At 38.8% G+C, this 15,150-nt stretch carries 14 protein-coding genes; 11 read left to right on the top strand and 3 right to left on the bottom strand.

From position 1 onward, the window contains the following. Positions 1-82 precede the first annotated feature (82 nt). The 5 genes from PSM36_RS08045 (at position 83) to PSM36_RS08025 (ending at position 3,316) form a co-directional block, all read left to right on the top strand. A complete protein-coding gene (locus tag PSM36_RS08045) occupies positions 83-856 on the top strand; it encodes a phospholipase D-like domain-containing protein (RefSeq protein WP_083710980.1) in 774 nt (257 codons plus the stop codon). 41 nt (positions 857-897) lie between these two features. Then, positions 898-1,497, top strand: coding sequence for a mobilome CxxCx(11)CxxC protein (locus PSM36_RS08040; protein ID WP_076930482.1), 600 nt, complete (start codon positions 898-900; stop codon positions 1,495-1,497). A gap of 5 nt (positions 1,498-1,502) precedes the next feature. Further along, positions 1,503-1,691 carry a hypothetical protein gene (locus PSM36_RS08035; protein WP_076930481.1) on the top strand — a complete coding sequence of 63 codons (189 nt, stop codon included), beginning with the start codon at positions 1,503-1,505 and terminating at the stop codon, positions 1,689-1,691. Between the two features lie 164 nt (positions 1,692-1,855). Next, the gene (locus tag PSM36_RS17600) at positions 1,856-2,644 is read left to right on the top strand and encodes a hypothetical protein (RefSeq protein WP_076930480.1); all 789 of its coding nucleotides are present in this window, start codon (positions 1,856-1,858) and stop codon (positions 2,642-2,644) included. A 180-nt stretch (positions 2,645-2,824) separates the two neighbouring features. Beyond that, on the top strand, positions 2,825-3,316 hold the full coding sequence (locus PSM36_RS08025) for a hypothetical protein (RefSeq protein ID WP_076930479.1): 492 nt from the start codon (positions 2,825-2,827) through the stop codon (positions 3,314-3,316). An 81-nt stretch (positions 3,317-3,397) separates the two neighbouring features. On the opposite strand, the gene istB is transcribed toward PSM36_RS08025, so the two are convergent. The 3 genes from istB to istA are packed head-to-tail and all read right to left on the bottom strand — an operon-like array spanning position 3,398 to position 5,623. Beyond that, entirely contained in the window at positions 3,398-4,150 is a 753-nt protein-coding gene (gene istB, locus PSM36_RS08020; protein ID WP_076929577.1) for an IS21-like element helper ATPase IstB, read from the bottom strand. Further along, a complete protein-coding gene (locus tag PSM36_RS08015; protein ID WP_076929580.1) occupies positions 4,147-4,407 on the bottom strand; it encodes a hypothetical protein in 261 nt (86 codons plus the stop codon). The genes istB and PSM36_RS08015 overlap by 4 nt, the downstream gene beginning before the upstream one ends. 28 nt (positions 4,408-4,435) lie before the next feature. Further along, positions 4,436-5,623 carry an IS21 family transposase gene (gene istA / locus PSM36_RS08010; RefSeq protein ID WP_076930478.1) on the bottom strand — a complete coding sequence of 396 codons (1,188 nt, stop codon included), beginning with the start codon at positions 5,621-5,623 and terminating at the stop codon, positions 4,436-4,438. Positions 5,624-6,161: 538 nt separating this feature from the next. On the opposite strand from istA, the gene PSM36_RS08005 reads away from it, so the two are divergent. The 6 genes from PSM36_RS08005 (at position 6,162) to PSM36_RS07980 (ending at position 15,148) form a co-directional block, all read left to right on the top strand. Next, positions 6,162-6,704, top strand: a complete 543-nt coding sequence (locus PSM36_RS08005; RefSeq protein ID WP_076930477.1) for a Crp/Fnr family transcriptional regulator — start codon at positions 6,162-6,164, stop codon at positions 6,702-6,704. 76 nt (positions 6,705-6,780) lie between these two features. After that, positions 6,781-7,371, top strand: coding sequence for an NAD(P)H-dependent oxidoreductase (locus tag PSM36_RS08000; protein ID WP_076930476.1), 591 nt, complete (start codon positions 6,781-6,783; stop codon positions 7,369-7,371). Positions 7,372-7,383: 12 nt separating this feature from the next. After that, positions 7,384-7,860: a DUF4405 domain-containing protein gene (locus PSM36_RS07995; protein WP_076930475.1), complete on the top strand. Its 477-nt coding sequence runs from the start codon at positions 7,384-7,386 to the stop codon at positions 7,858-7,860. Between the two features lie 384 nt (positions 7,861-8,244). Beyond that, positions 8,245-8,535, top strand: coding sequence for a helix-turn-helix domain-containing protein (locus PSM36_RS07990; protein WP_076930474.1), 291 nt, complete (start codon positions 8,245-8,247; stop codon positions 8,533-8,535). Between the two features lie 2 nt (positions 8,536-8,537). Continuing rightward, entirely contained in the window at positions 8,538-11,783 is a 3,246-nt protein-coding gene (locus tag PSM36_RS07985; RefSeq protein ID WP_076930473.1) for a helicase-related protein, read from the top strand. A gap of 5 nt (positions 11,784-11,788) precedes the next feature. Then, positions 11,789-15,148, top strand: a complete 3,360-nt coding sequence (locus PSM36_RS07980) for an Eco57I restriction-modification methylase domain-containing protein (RefSeq protein ID WP_076930472.1) — start codon at positions 11,789-11,791, stop codon at positions 15,146-15,148. Positions 15,149-15,150: the final 2 nt, after the last annotated feature.

Here is a 15,150-nt window from a genome sequence, read left to right as displayed (position 1 = left end):
GTAGCTTGATAGGTAATCGCCCGCAATCGGCAACTTTTCATACCGCCAACGTTGGCAGCAATATGAAAAAAGAAGTAACTAAATGAAAATATCACCTTACGCTATTGAAAAAATAGCTCCATTCATTGTAAGTAACTTAACCGGGCGAGAGATTGTGAACCTATTCAATAATTATGGAATAAGGGATATTTACGATGAACTAGGATTACCAGATATAGGAAAAAGAAATGGACAGAGACCATCAAAAACAGAATATGTTAAAAAGAGATTGTCTGAGCTAAATGACAGCAACAATTTAAGAGAACTATTGAATAAAGTTGTGAATGACAATCCTGAAATAGTGGACAATTTGACTGAAATACTTGATCCAGAAAGCTTTGGAATCGAAAATTTGAACGGAAATCTAAAAGTGCAGGGAGGAATAGTTCATAACGCACAACCAGTATTTAATGAAGCTCATTTTCAAGATATTCAAAATAGAATATTAAAAGCTCTTGATGCCGCAGAAGTTTCAATAATAGTTGTAATGGCTTGGTTTACAAATAACGTTCTATTTGAAAAATTGGTTGAAAAACACCAACAAGGTCTTGATGTGAAGCTTGCAATTTATTATGACGGAATAAACAAAAAACACGGGGTGGATATTACACAATTACCACATGTTAAAATAAAAAAAGGACAACGAGGCGGACTAATGCATAATAAATTCTGTGTAGTTGACAATCAAATTGTAATTACAGGTTCTTATAACTGGTCTGATAATGCTGAATTTCGAAATGATGAAAATATAACCGTTGAGAACGATCCAAAACAAGCAACTAAGTATTCAATAGAATATAGGAGATTAACGAAGTAAAAAATTCCTCACCAGGTTTAATTAGCAGGAATACATAGCGAATGGAGACAGAACAACAAAAAATAGACAAACTAAGACAAGAATGCTGGAATGGTGCTTTACATACGTTCGGCAAAGGCTACATTTTTGACAACAGATCTAAGAAATATGGGAGGTGGGTAAACCTATTGAAAGCTTCAGGAATTGTTGTCCCAACAGCAATTGGTGGAACTGCTCTCGCCTATGGGTATAACTCGGATTATTTAGCTTTAGCAATTTCTTTAGCCGTACCATTGACGATTGCCCAGTTAATTATCTCAGTTTTTGCAGTAGTTTTTAAATGGGATGATGAATTTGCTTATTCAATTGAAGCTTCTCAGCAATACAGCGTTTTAGCGGACAACTTTAAAAAATTGGGACAGTTCCCTCCCAGCACATTCGATGAACTTGAAAAAGAGTACAACATTGAGAACACAAAACATAAGTCAAGAATAGAGCAAGACTCTAAGCATTACCTCAAGGAGTGGGAATTAAGAAAAGGAATGCGATATGCACTAAGAGAATTTAAACGAGAGTGTTACGGTTGTGAAGAAGTCCCTAAATCAATGAAATCCACGGACTGCGACATTTGCGGGCAATTTAAATGGTATAACTTAAAATAATCAAAATGGACAAAAAGACATTTAAAGTAATCAAGGGATATTCCGAGCTTGGATATTCTGAACGTAAGGAAGTAAGAGAGTTTATCGAAAAATTCGAAAAGGAAGAATTTGGAAGTAGAAAGCCTTTGGTTGAAAATCTAAGCAAGAGTTTGGGACCAACAAGTGATAACAATTGCCCTTGTTGCGGAAAATAAAAAGTACTGCTGCCAACATTGGCTAAGAAAACATAGGGCAGACAAGGGTTTCCGAAGGGCTTATGCATTTAGCAAGCTACGGTTCCGGTGGACAGTAAATCGCTTTGAAACGCCCTACGTTTCTTAGCCGAGACCGTTAGCGTTCATTGTAAAAAGACGACAGCATGAATAAAACTTACAATTTCCCATTTGGACAAGAACTCAAAAAAGTTGAGCAAAAGGACAAAACTCCCAAAAAAGCTTTTGTTTTGGGAGTTTATGCCAGTGCTGTTCATGCCCGTTGGTTAGACAAAGACGGTAAGCAAAAAGTATCAGCTTTAGCAGTAGCAAGTGAACCCGAAATATTTTGGACAGGAAATTATGCTGAAGAAATTATTTCAAAAATATGGGTTCCAGAGCAATTAGGTCAACTGACAATTCCAAAAGACAAAAGATTAAATGGTCCATCAGGTAGGGCACTTGACAATCTGTTTTTAGAACCGCTTGGACTAGATAGAAACACTTCGTGGCTATGCGACTTGCTTCCTGAATCAAGAGTTAACGAACATCAGCGAAATGCCATCAACAAACACTATTCTGACAGCATCATAAGTGAGTACGGACTTTCTAAAGCTTCAATTCCAGACTTTGACAAATCGGAGTTAAATTCTAAATCCAGACGAGATGAGATATTAGAAGAACTTGAAACTTCGCAAGCCGAAAACTTAATATTATTAGGAGATTTGCCTATTTATTGGTTTCTGCGTTTCTATGACAATCGCTTTTCTAGATTAGCGCAATTTGGTGAGAGTGAAAATACTTATGGTGGACAGCATGAGATTAAAATAAACGACAAAATTTATAATGTAATTCCTCTTTGTCATCCAAGACAGGCAGACAGGTTGGGAAGTTCAACTGACAAATGGGGAAATTTACATGACGCTTGGATAAAGAAAAAAACAACGAAACGCTAACAAAAACTATATGTCAATTGGGGTTTCGGTGCGGACAATAAAGTTCGCAGCCCGCAACAACGGCATCGGGGTTCGACAGGAAAGCAACCCGCAATCCCCAACTGCATATAGTTCCATCCGTTGGCGGTAATTTTTTCGGAACATCTCGTTATAAAATGAACATATAAAAACAGAATTAATATGAAGTTTGTAGAAAAAAAGATACCGATTGATAAATTATTCCTTTGGGATGAAAATGCTCGGTTTCCAGACCAATATTATAATTCCGATGAGAAAGAACTTATAAGATACTTTCTATCCAAACCAAACTTCAAGATTAAAGAATTTATAGAAGAAATTGCAAATGACATTGACCTGCCACATTTAGAGAAAGTTGTAGTTTGGGATACATCTGATAAGTTAATCGTTTTAGAGGGTAACAGAAGGCTGGCAGGATATAAATTATTAGTTAATCCTGAAATTGTACAAGATATTGATAAGAAACTTCATTCATTTCTTATTGAAAAAAAAGCTGTTGTAAATATAGATAGTGGATTTTTACTTGATTGCTTAGTATCAGAAGATAAAGACCAGTGTTATCGTTATATTGACAGAAAACATGCAAAAGGAAATAATCAAGTTAATTGGCTTGTAATTAGCAAATTTACAATGTACAAAAAATGGCAATGTTGAGTGTACAACTTTTGGCAATATCCAATGTACAGGTTTAACATTACATTAACTATCTCTTTTTTATTGTATTCAACTGTTTTTTTATTCTTTCTCAAGGAAAGTTTTCCGGTTGTCCATACGGTAACCGTTTCCCTCGAACCTGATCACCTCGCAACGATATAGCAGTCGATCCAGGATGGCTGTGGCTAACACTTCATCATCCAGTGTCTCCGCCCACTGGCTGGGTGACTTGTTAGTGGTGATGATGATCGAGCACTGCTCATGCAGGTGATTGATCAGATTGAACAGAGCCACCGCTTCACTCTTTTGCACCGGGAACATCATGATGTCATCTATGGCAATCAGGTGTGCCTTGGTGTATCGCTTGTAGGTGCTCATTGCCGATGAGATGATTTCTTTCCTGTTGAGCACGCCTATCAGGTCAGCCATGGTGGTAAAATAGGCCCTATAACCTTTCTTGATGGCATCATTGACCAGTCCCCCGGCCAGGTATGTTTTGCCCGTACCGCTTGGCCCCATCAGCACCAGGTTGTATAGCTGATCGACCCAGAGCAGCTCCCTGAGCTGTGTCATCTGCCTTATGCCGATGCTGCTCGAGGCCTTGTAATCGTACTCGTCAAGCTCGTGTGCACGTGGCAGACGGGCCAGTTTAGTCCTGCGCCGGTAATCATTCAGCTGTCGCTGCTCTAGCTCTTTTATAAGCATGTTCTCCAGGAAGTCCGCGTATCCCGGTGTATCTATGCTCGCCTGGTGAAGCATCGGCTGCAAGTTTTTGCTCAGGTATCCCAAACGAAGTATGCCGGCATATTGCTTCATGTTTTCTATCTGCTTCATAGCTCCATGATTTGATCGTACCGGTTTATCTTGCTTCTCTCGGGGATGTATGCATCCGTGTCATACTGACTTGTTTGAACACCGTCATGCAACACGCTTACAACAGGCAAGGGCTTCTTCTCCCGGCGTTTTAACTCCCGGTAATGTGATGCGGCTTCTTTCAGGTAAAGGGCGTTGTAGAGCCCATTGTCGAGGCAGTAATCAAGTGCACTGCCAACGATCTCCTCACCATATTCGCCCATCACCTCCCTTATCATTTTCAGATTGTCTCTCAGATAACGGGGCTTATACTTGTGTATCTCCTCTTACCTTGCCTTTTTCAAGACTGACGGGGTGCTCGGCCAGAAGGATGCCTTGCCGGTTGGAAAGCGAAAGGGTGCCATCCTTGACCTTGAGTAATACCTCCGGTCCCTTCCCGTTATAGGTGCCATATGGGACCCTGTAGAAGTTCCCCTTGTAACTGATTGTGTTATCTTTTCTCACCGTGTAGGTGGGAATCTCATCCCGGGGGATTGCCGGTGAGGGGCGAAAAAAGGAGAGATGCTCCTTTTCAATCAACCACACGTCATGGGGCAGGCGCTTCGTCGTGGCATGTTTGGTGCCGTTCGCCTTGCGCTCCAACCAGCTCAGGACTTCCTCGTTGAGGCGATCTATATCGTGAAAGGTACGCGCGCGAAGAAAGTTGTTTTTCACGTATCCTACCACGTTCTCGACCCGGCCTTTGCTCTGGGGATCGGCCTTGCGGCAGAACTCAACGCTGATACCGCGTTCATCCCTGTAGCGACGAAAATCATCAGCCAGGAGATAATCGCCAAGGTTCTCACTTTTCAGAAACACCGAGTCCTGATCATAGAGAAGCTTCCCGGGGATACCCTCTATATACTTGAAGGCCTGCTCGTGAGCCTGGACGGCTGTTTTCCCGGTGAAGGGAGTTGTTTGGAAAAACACATATTTGTAGCGACTGCGTGACAGGACAAGGGCAAAAAAATAAACCCTGCGCCTACTGCCGTCCAAACGTCGCATCTGTGCTGTACCGAAGTCAACCTGCGCCTGGCTGCCATATGCAAACTCTTCCAGGGCTTCCGTCTGGCGGATCTTCTCCGGTACAGGGATCTTCTCCTGACGCCGCACGTGCTGGACAAAGTTGTATACAGTCTTGCTGTTCACCTTCGGCAAGTCGGCGTATTTCTCCTTCAGCCGGTCTTCTATCACTGCCGCCGGCAAACCATTGTCTATACTCAATAAGGAAAGAACGTCCGGGTAATATGGCGACAAAACAAGTTCGTATACACGTTGTTTCATTGAAAACTCATGAAACTCATCTTCACTCATCTTCTTGTACCTGGAAACTGTTCTGCGATCAATACCCAACTTTTTTGCAATTTTACTATCCGAATTGCCCGGATTACTGGAAAGTTCTTTAACTTCGTACCACATACGTACCTTTCTAAGGTCATGTATCTGAGTCTTCATAGTGTTTGTATTTTCGTGAATTACAAATATATGAAGACTCTTCTTTAACCCTTTTTATGTACATTGCATATTGCCAATTTCTGTACATTCAATCTTGCCGAAAATTGTACATGCGAAGTTACTGATTACATTTTTCCAATATTGCGATTAAACCACAATCGTTTGATGATAAATACATATTGAATTATGTAGAAGAATGTATTGTTATGGAAATACCCAATATAAATGGACATATTTACAATCTAAAATCAAGGGCTTCAACTAAAAATTTTAGCAAAAATAAAATTTTCTGGTGAATTTCCTTTATTCGAACATAGCAAATATCTGAAATAGAATGAAAAGTTCTTATCCGAAGGATTAAATTAACAAACAATAAACAAAATGCCAGCGCACAACAAGCGGTTTGGCGCAAGGCGGGGTGTACGCCCGCAGAAAGTTTTGTCGGAATTTGAAAGTTTTGCGCCCGCGCGAACATTTGTGAAACCCCGCCCTGTCGCCAAGCGCCCACTCGTTTGCGGCAACCATAAAGAACCGTGCGATGAAGAAATTGACGACTATAATATTGAATGAATTGAAAGAATTCAACCATTTCTTTAAAGAGCAGGAAATTCCAGCCAAGACTATCCTTCTACATGAAGGACAAATCTCAAAAACAATGTTTTTTATTGAAAAAGGTTGTTTGCGGACTTGGATAAATAATGACGGTAAAGAAATTACAACTCAATTTTTCTTCGAAGGAGACGGGGTTTCTTCAATTGAGAGTTTTAGGACAAATCAACCGAGTTTATACAGTATCGAAAGTTTAGAACCTTGTATTTTAAAAACTTTATCACAAAAGGATTTTCAGATTATTTTGGAGAGTTCCCCTGAATTAAGAAAGAAATTAGAAGACCACTTATTCAGACGGCTTTTTCAATCTCAACAACTTTTACATTCATTTCTAAAAAACAAACCAAAAAAACGATACGAAGAGTTAATAAAACAACATCCTCTTATTATTCAGCGAGTTCCGCAACATTATATTGCTTCCTATTTAGGCATTACACCTGTTTCACTAAGCAGAATACGAAACAGACAATAAAACTCATTTCTTTACAATTGTTATCGTTCAATGGTTTACAACTTCTTAACTTTGCACTAAATTTAAACAGTAAAAGATGAGAACCGTAATAGTATTCAATCATCCCTACGAGGGAAGTTATTGCAACGCAATCCTAAACGCAGTAACAAAAGGACTTCAAAAGGCTGGTCACGAAGTGGATCTTATGCACCTTGACAATGACAGGTTTAATCCCGTAATGACACAATACGACTTACAAGCTTTCGTTGCACATCAACCCATCGACCCACAGGTAATTGATTACAACGAGCGTTTAAAAAAAGCTGACCACTTAATTTTCATTTTTCCTATTTGGTGGGATATTATGCCTGCAACTACCAAAGGTTTTATAGACCGTGTACTATTCCCTGGCGTGGTATATGACCATCATCCCCGAGGCTTCGGCTTAGTGCCACTTTTAAAAAAAATGAGAAGTGTAACAATTATCACTACAATGAATAAGCCCCAAATAATGTATTCCTTACTAATAGGTAATTTGATTAGAAAAGTGATGTTACGAAGCGTTTTTAAGACAATGGGATATAAGCGACTGAAATGGATTAGTTTTACTTCTGTTAAATCTGTAAGTCAAGATAAAAGGAAAAATTGGCTTAGCAACCTTGAAACACGATTTTCGTCATTCAATTAAATAAGATGTATTATGAAGTTGAGCAGAAGTTTTATCACCCCATTAATAACTATAATTTTCCTAGCTGTTGCCCTCTCAGGTTTACTAATGTTTTTTCATATATTTGATGGATATACAGAGGTTGTACATGAAATTCTGGGTGTTTTCTTTGTCGTGTTTTCAGTATTACATGTCATACTCAACTGGAAAGCCTTGAAAATTCATTTCAAAAAGCGTGTTTTTATTCTATCGACAATAGTTGTTGCTGTTATATCAATTTTATTAGTCATTCAGCAACAAAAGAGTCCAAAATTTGACACCATCCTTATTGAAAGAATAACTAATGCTCCAATTGAGGATGTTCTAAAAGTATTACAGGTTGATTCTATTGTAGTTGTCAAAAGGCTGGAAGCAAACGGAATTTCCTTTATAGAAGGGGCGTCGATGGAAGAAATCTGGATTAACAATAAAGTAAACCCCAAAAAATTATTTGATTTGATAATGGAATAATTGATTATTTTTGGTAGGAAAAAATGGCAGCCGCTAACACGCGGTATAGTTAATTGCCGGGGCAGTGCGTATTCGAGCGGCACAGCCCGTATCAAAAGTAGTTGTAACTTGATAGGAAAGAGCTTCGAAATCGGCAACTAACCATACCGCCATCCGTTATCGCTCAGTGTAAAAAGACAGCCAACGCACATTCAAGCACATTTGGTTTTGCCCGACACACAAAGCCGACCCTTCGCAAAACCAAAAGAGCTTGAAATAAGCGAAGCGATTCACGAACACCAATAAAATAATAGAAGTAACGTGAGTAATTTTCCCCACCGCACGGACGACAACTTTAAAAAAAAATCGTACTTTTGACGAATTAGTCCAAACAAATACGACAAGATGAATTCTTTTGGAGAATATTTGAGAAACAGGCGAGAACAACTGGGACTTCCATTAAGGAAAGTTGCAGCCGAACTCGACATTGACACTTCCATTCTAAGCAAAATTGAAAGAAGTGAACGTGCAGCGACAAAAGAAATGCTGCCGACACTGGCTAAGACTTTGCAAGTGCAAGAGAAAGAAATAGAAATTGAATTTATCAAAGCATTTATCTTATCGGACTTAGGAGAATTAAAATTTTTGAAAAGCGGCTTGGAAGAAACGCTGAACACCATTAAAAGCCGCAAGTAAATATGACTATAGACAATAAAATAGACCAAACAGACTTGACTTTCTTCACCAATGAAGAAGGACATACTTTATTAAGTAGGTTCAAATCAACGCTTAAAGACACGCAACTTTTTGACGTGTTGGTTGGGTATTTCAGAGCAAGTGGTTTTCATCAACTCTATGATGCACTTGAACCCGTTGAGAAAATCAGAATTCTTGTTGGGCTAAGTGTTGACAGAGACTCTTATGATATGATGCAATACCATCAACAAAATGGTACAATTGACTTTGAATCGCATCAACGAACCAAGAAACGCTACCAACAAAACTTAAAAGAAGAAATTGAAAACAGTGATGAAAACGACAACCGACTTGAAATAGGAATACGCAAGTTTATTGAGTTTCTGAAAGCCGATTGCCAAGACCCTGCAATGGACAAAGCATATAACGGCAATGGAAAGAAACTTGAAATACGTGCCTATCCTTCAAAAAACATTCACGCAAAGGTTTACATCGGAAAATTCAAACCCGAAGACCGAGATTATGGATTTGTAATTACGGGTTCGAGTAATTTTTCAGAATCAGGATTTATAGCAAACCGTGAATTTAACGTTGAGTTGCGAAATAAAAGAGATGTTCTTTTTGCTGAAGACCAATTCAATGCCCTTTGGAAAGAATCGGTTGACATTTCAGAAGACTTTGTTGATACCATCCAAAACAAGACTTGGCTCAATGACCAAATTAAACCCTACGAACTATATCTAAAACTGATTTACGAGTATTTGGAAGAAGATATTAATTTGGCTGATGAATTCGAGCCATTTCTTCCAGATGGATTTATGAAATTGAAATACCAAAATCAGGCAGCCATTCAAGCAAAAAAGATTTTGGAAACCTACAACGGTGTTTTCTTGGCAGACGTGGTTGGTCTTGGCAAAACCTTCATCACGGCTTTATTACTTCAACAATTGCAAGGCAGAACCTTGGTGATTTGTCCGCCAGTATTGAAAGACTACTGGAAAGATTCACTTTTTGATTTTGGTATCAGAAGTTTTGAAGTGGAATCGTTGGGAAAACTCGAACACATCATCAAAAAAGGCTTAGAGCGCTACGATTATATTGTGGTGGACGAAGCTCACCGCTTCCGTAATGAAAACACACAATCTTACGCCAACTTATTGGACATATGCCGTGGCAAGAAAGTGATTTTGGTAACGGCAACGCCGCTGAACAATACCGTTGATGATATTTTCGCTCAATTAAAATTGTTTCAAGCTCCAAAGAATTCAACAATTCCTGGCATTCCGAATTTAGAAAAGTACTTTTCCAATTTTAGAACACGATTATCCAAACTGGAAAAGACCGACCCTGAGTACAAAAAACTCATTAAGGAAATTTCAGACGACATTAGAAATAGTATCCTTCGTTATGTGATGGTTCGCAGAACCCGAACAGACGTAATGACCTATTTCAAACAGGATATGAAAATGCAGGGATTGACTTTCCCCAACTTAGACAATCCGCAAAAAATCGTCTACAAATACGAAGGTGAGTTAGAAACCATTTTCAACAACACCATCAAAAAACTGCAAGAGTTTACCTATGCCCGATACACGCCTTTGCTTTACTACATTGGAAATAAAGCTTTGAGCGAATTTGAAATGCAGCAACAACGGAACGTTGGTGGCTTTATGAAAGGTATTTTGGTAAAACGACTGGAAAGTAGTTTTCACGCCTTTCGCCAGAGTGTTGACCGCTTCATTACTTCCTATGAGAAGTTCATTGCTATGTACAAAAACGGCACGGTGTACATCAGTAAAAAAGTGGATGTGTACGACCTGATTGAAAGCGATAATATTGAACGTCTTGAAGAATTTGTTGATGAAGAAAAGGCTCACAAATACGATTCACAGGATTTCAAAAAAGAATTCATTGACAAACTGGAGTTTGACCTTGCCATTTTGAAAGAAGTGAAAAAGCTTTGGCAAACAGTAAACTCAGACCCCAAATTAGAAACCTTCATAAAGGAGCTTAAATCCAAAGCAGCACTAAAAAGCAACAAATTGGTCATCTTCACGGAATCTAAAGAAACGGGAGATTACATCTACGAAGCTCTGCAAGATGAATTTAAAGGCAAAGTGATGTTCTATTCCAGCACGGGCGGACGACACACAGACAACAAACTCACTTCAAATCATACGGTTTCAAGAGACATCATTACATCAAATTTTGACCCGAAACACAAAGAGAAAAGAGACGACCTGAAAATATTAATTGCTACAGATGTGTTGGCGGAAGGTATCAACTTACACCGTTCCAATGTGCTTATCAATTACGATTTGCCTTGGAACCCGACACGGGTCTTGCAGCGTGCTGGACGTGTAAATCGTTTGGGTAGCAACTTCCCGAAGATCCATATTTTCAACTTCTTCCCTACTACCCAATCAGATGAACATCTAGGTTTGGAAGTAAACATCACCAACAAAATCCAGATGTTTCACGACATTTTGGGAGAAGATGCTAAATATTTGAGTGATGGAGAAGAGTTTGGAAGTCAGGAACTATTCAACACTTTGAACAGCAAAACCGCTTACACGGGTGAAGATGGCGAAGGTGATTCGGAATTGAAGTATCTGGAGCTAATGCGAAAAATACGTGATGACAATCCCGACTTGTTTGAAAAAATCAAAAACCTACCGAAGAAAGCCCGTTCAGGTTTCAAAAAAGAAAATTTGGAAGATGATGCCTTGGTCACCTTTTTCCGCATTGGTAAACTCAAAAAGTTCTACATCAACCAAAGTGGCAAATCAGGTGAGATTACCTTTTTTGATGCCGTGAAAGAATTGGAATGTAAGCCCGAAACACCACGTGCTAACATTCCAAACGATTACTTTCATTTATTGCAAACCAACAAAACACGTTTTGAATTAGACACCACCGTTGGTGATGAACCCACAAAAGGCAGTGGCGGACGCTCAAACGCCAAATACATTGAAACCCGATTGAAAGACAAGTCTTTCAAAAACTTCAAAGGTTTTACCGATTCCAATGACGAATTTTTGAATGGTGTCCGTGAAATGTTGGCTCAGGGAACCATTGCCAAGAAAACAGCACAATTAATCAAAACAGAATTGGAGAAAACCACCGACCCGCTTCAAATATTGCACATCCTGGAAAAGCATATCCGATATGTAGCAATTGAAGGAGCACAGAACGCTAAGAAATTTCAAAAACGTGAAGTTATCCTTTCAGGGTACTTAATCAAGTAAGCAGTATGGATAAGAAAACAGCACAAGAACTAATAGAAAAAACGTTTAACAATGCTTTCAGCGAAGAGCAGTTCACTGTTTTTGCTAAAAACCTGTTGAATGACCTTGAAGACAAGGACAATAGATATAGCGGCAATTTGATTTGGGACGACTACAAAGAACATATCAATACCTACAAACGCATTGGTAAATATATTGACCCTGATGGCGAAGCATTAGACGTATTGATTGTAGAAATAAAAAGCGTTACCAAATTAGAACGTGCAAGAACCGCGCTACGAAATTTCGTCATCAAGCACCTGAGCAAGTTTGAGAAAGACTATGCCTTGGTGGCTTTTTACAGTAAGGAAGATAATGGAAACGATTGGCGATTTTCCTTCATCAAATTAGAATACCGTTCTGAACTGGACGAAGAAAAAGGCAAAGTAAAAACCAAGAAAGAATTTACCCCTGCCAAACGCTATTCGTTTTTGGTGGGCAAATACGAAAAAGCCCATACCGCCAAAAATCAGTTGTTGCCCCTGCTACAAAACATTTCTAACAACCCCACCATTGAAGAATTAGAAGCCGCCTTTAGCATTGAAAAAGTAACGGACGAATTCTTCAATCAATACAAAGACCTGTACATCAAACTGTATGAGCATTTTGAAAACGATAACAAGGTAAAAGCAGCAATTAATGATGCAGGAATAGACAATGCCCGATTTACCAAAAAACTTTTGGGGCAAATTGTTTTCTTGTATTTTTTACAGAAAAAAGGTTGGTTGGGTGTAGCTCAAAATGCAAGATGGGGAACGGGTAAAAAGCGATTTGTGCAAGAACTGTTTGAGCAGGCACAAAACCAGAAAATCAACTTCTTTAAAGACAAACTGCAATACTTGTTTTATGAAGCTCTTGCCAAAGAACGTGATAATGTAAACTCTTACTACAAACGCTTCGATTGCCGTATTCCATTTTTGAATGGTGGATTGTTTGAAGCCGATTACAACTGGCAGGAAGCCAATATCAGCATTCCTTCTACCCTGTTTAGAAACGAAGAAAAAAACAAAGCGGGTGATGTAGGCACTGGCATTTTAGATGTGTTTGACCGCTACAACTTTACCATTAAGGAAGATGAGCCGCTGGATAAGGAAGTAGCCGTTGACCCTGAAATGTTGGGAAAAGTATTTGAAAATATGCTCGACATCACGGAGCGTAAAAGCAAAGGTGCTTTTTATACGCCCCGTGAAATTGTGCATTATATGTGTCAGGAAAGTTTGATTCATTATTTGGACAATGCCTTAGAAGGAAAGGTAGAGAAAGAAGATATTGAAGTCTTTATACGTGAAGGGCATTTTGCCTTAGAAAATGATGAACGGGTAGCCAACAAAGGCGAAACCAAAACCTACCAATACCAACTTCCCGAAAGCATCCGCAAAAATGCTGACCTGATAGACCAAAAACTGAGCAGCATCAAAATTTGTGACCCTGCTATTGGTTCGGGGGCTTTCCCTGTGGGGTTGTTGCACGAATTGGTAAACGCTATGCTGGTGCTAAAACCGCATTTGAGTTACGATTACCTGACTGAAAAACTGAAAGGCTTTGGTTTTACCCACCGTGAAAGCATCAGCGACAGCCGCTATATCTACCGACTGAAACGCCACATCATACAGGAAAGTATTTATGGCGTGGATATAGACAGCTCTGCCATAGACATTGCCCGACTACGGTTGTGGCTCTCCTTAGTGGTGGATGAAGACGACCTCGACCCGATTGAAACACTACCTAACTTGGATTACAAGATTGTATGTGGCAATTCATTGATTGGATTGCCTGAAACCGCAATGAAAAGCTACGAGGTAGAAGCTGAATTAGAAAAGCTGAAAGAAAAATTTTATGGTATTACAGACGAAAAAGAAAAGAAAGCCCTACGCCAACAGATAAACACCAAAATCAGGGAACTCTTAGACTCTGCCGAACAATTTGCAGGCTACACAATCGACTTCGATTTTAAGCTATTTTTCTCAGAAGTATGGCGAGAAAAAGCCGGTTTTGATGTGGTGATTGGGAATCCACCTTATGATGTTTATGAAGGAAAGAAATCTGATGAAATACCTACAATAAAGAAAATTGATATTTATGATATTGCCAAGTCGGGAAAACTCAATGCATATAAACTCTTTCTAGCTAAATCGATAAAGATTTTAAACAAAGGGGGAATTTTTAATCAAATCTTTCAAAATTCATTCTTAGGTGACAATTCCGCAAAACTTCTACGCAAACACTTTTTAACCGAACAAAAAATCATCAGAATTGACTCGTTTCCTGAACGAGACGATTTAAATAAAAGGGTCTTCGTCTCTGCAAAAATGAGTGTTTGTATTCTATTCTCTCAGAACAAAAAAAGTAGTGAATATGACTTCCCATTATTTGTTTGGAGTGAAAGATGGATGGAGACTTCATATTCCTCAATATTTAGCAATACAGAACTACTAGCTTTTGATAAAGAATCATATGTTATCCCTTCAGTTTCTCAACCTGAAAAAGATATTTTGAACAAAGTTTCTAAATTAAAAAGATTTGGAAGTGCTGTAAACTGCTATCAAGGTGAAATAAATCTCTCGACAAACAAGTCTATAATTGTTCAAGAGCCTAACTCAAATACAATGCCTTTAATAAAAGGAGCCGGGGTTCAAAAATGGTACTTACCTGAAAAAATGAGCCAAGGTGTAGTTGAGTATTTAATTCACAATGAATATTTAGGCCAAAACAAAGGAGAAAAGAGTACTCATTTTAATTTTCCAAGAATTGTTATGCAAGGAATCACAGGAGTGGATGAAAAGCATAGAATTAAATCAACAGTTTTAGAAAAGGGATTCTTTTGTGGGCACTCAATCAATTACATCTCACTAAAGGATGTTTCAGATTTATTAGCAAAATATTACTTATCAATTTTAAATTCAGAATTTTCAAATTGGTTTTTCAAAAGGTTTAGCACTAACAGCAATGTAAATAGCTATGAAATTCATAATCTCCCATTGCCAACTTACTCTGCTAATCTTTTACCTCTTTCAATTGTTGCATCATATTTATTGAACAATAAAAAGCGTATTAACGAAGTAATATTTAATTTTTACGAGCACCTAATTAATTCTATAGTATATGAATTGGTGTTTCCCGAAGAAATCAAATCGGCAGGCAAAGAAATCCTCAAGCATTTGGGCGACCTGAAACCCATAACAGATGATATGAGTGAAGAAAAGAAGCTGGCCATCATCCAAAGTGAGTTTGAGCGTTTGTACGACCCCAACCACCCTGTTCGCTTTGCCATAGAAACGCTGGATAGTGTGGAAGAAGTAAGGATTATTAAGGAAGCGTTGAAATAATT

Source organism: Proteiniphilum saccharofermentans (assembly GCF_900095135.1).
Lineage (GTDB): Bacteria > Bacteroidota > Bacteroidia > Bacteroidales > Dysgonomonadaceae > Proteiniphilum > Proteiniphilum saccharofermentans.
Note: the sequence above shows the minus strand (reverse complement) of the source record. Positions and strands in the feature narration are given on the sequence as shown.